The following is a 1516-nucleotide window of genomic DNA, read 5'->3' as shown; positions in this document are numbered from 1 at the left end:
CTGGGATTGCAGAAACAACTGCAGGAAAAGTACCTAATCCGTATGGGAAAGCAGGTGGGCCATTGCATCAAGCAAAAATAGAAGAAGTTGGAAAAAAATTAGATGCTGATGGATTTACAGAAATAAAGACTGAGGTAAGAGTGGATACACCTAAAGGAAGTAAAGGTAAAAGGTTTATAGATATTCAAGGAACTAATCCAAAAACTGGAGAAGTTAAGCAAGTTCAAGTTGGAAAGCAAAATAAAAATGGGACTCCAGTTTCTAGAGAGAGAAAAGCACTTGATGACATAGAGAAAGCTACCGGAACTAGACCTGAATTTGTACCCTATAATAAAGTTGTGCCTAAAATTACTCCTGAGAAAGTAGGCGATGCAGGTAAAATTTTACCCTAATATTTGAAAATTAAAGTTATGGCTTCAAAACAATTAAACTTTTTTATTACACCAGATGAATATGAGAGAATCAATAAGATGATTTTAGAAAGAAACATTGTGGTATTAGTTAAACAAAATATCTCAATTACTTCTGAAATTGTAATCTCTAAAATATTGCCACCTATTGAAGATGAAATATTTCAAGTATATTTATCTACACCCCAATTTTTAGATAAGATAATAGTCCTTTCAACAGATAATGGTAAAAAATATTTTGACTTGCTTCGAAGTTATCTGTTGGAATTTAGCGTAGGGGGGTTTTATCCATATGATAGAAATATTTTGCAACGAGCTAGATTTTATTATGTAAAGTCATTTTGGAATGATCAGGATATATTAGAAAAAAAGTCTGATGATTTTATACAATGGTGTGATAATTTTATAATAGAATTTAGAAAAGAATTTTTAAACAAATATTCAAAGGGAGATATTTTTCTATATTCAGATTCAGCTATTAAGTGGATAGAAGAAAATGATGCTACTTTAATTAACGGAGGTCAGCAGTGGAAGACTATTTAAGTAGAATATTAATGATTTTGGGTATTGTTTTAATACCCAAAATTTTAAAACAAACTTTATCTCCGCAGAGCTAACAATCAGGCTGTTATAGATAGGGAAGTAGGGTATTATCCTTTTGGATTAGAATATGCTGCGCCGCAACTTACACAGAATCCTAATTATACTTATGGTTTCCAAGGGCAGGAAAAGCAGAAGGAAACAGGTTGGAGTTCTTTTAAATGGCGAAACAGTATCCCAGAGCTGGGCAGATTTTTTAATGTTGATCCTTTAAGTGAAAAATATGCTTACCAGTCGCATTATAATTTCTCAGAAAACAGAGTTGTTGATGGAAGAGAATTAGAAGGATTAGAATGGATACCATTGCCCGCATACGGAGCTGGTGCTGTAGTACCTCCACCACCAAACTCAGGATCGGTAACAAGAGGATCTGGCGTTTATGAAGAGGTAAAAAGAAATGCCATTAATAACTACAACGGTATAATGGGAATTGTAGGCAGTAGTATAAACAATGGTATTGCTGTAATGAGTGTAGTTTCTACTACTGGAATAGCCATTGGCAACCG

3 protein-coding genes and 1 pseudogene are annotated in these 1516 nt (G+C 33.6%); all 4 read left to right on the top strand.

Annotated features, from left to right (window positions below):
* Positions 1-392: hypothetical protein (locus GTR01_RS24390; protein WP_228452340.1), on the top strand; the 392-nt coding region annotated here is incomplete at its 5' end.
* 18 nt (positions 393-410) lie between these two features.
* On the top strand, positions 411-953 hold the full coding sequence (locus GTR01_RS24385; protein ID WP_160140290.1) for a hypothetical protein: 543 nt from the start codon (positions 411-413) through the stop codon (positions 951-953).
* 87 nt (positions 954-1040) lie between these two features.
* Positions 1041-1268: pseudogene (locus tag GTR01_RS24715) on the top strand (RHS repeat-associated core domain-containing protein); the annotation flags it as partial.
* Positions 1269-1313: 45 nt separating this feature from the next.
* The coding region (locus tag GTR01_RS24375; RefSeq protein WP_160140289.1) for a hypothetical protein at positions 1314-1516 on the top strand (203 nt) is incomplete at its 3' end.

Origin of the sequence: Chryseobacterium sp. c4a (genome assembly GCF_009900745.1) — a bacterium.
GTDB lineage: Bacteria > Bacteroidota > Bacteroidia > Flavobacteriales > Weeksellaceae > Chryseobacterium.
The sequence above is the reverse complement of the archived record's forward strand: the minus strand, read 5'-3'. Positions and strand labels throughout refer to the sequence as shown.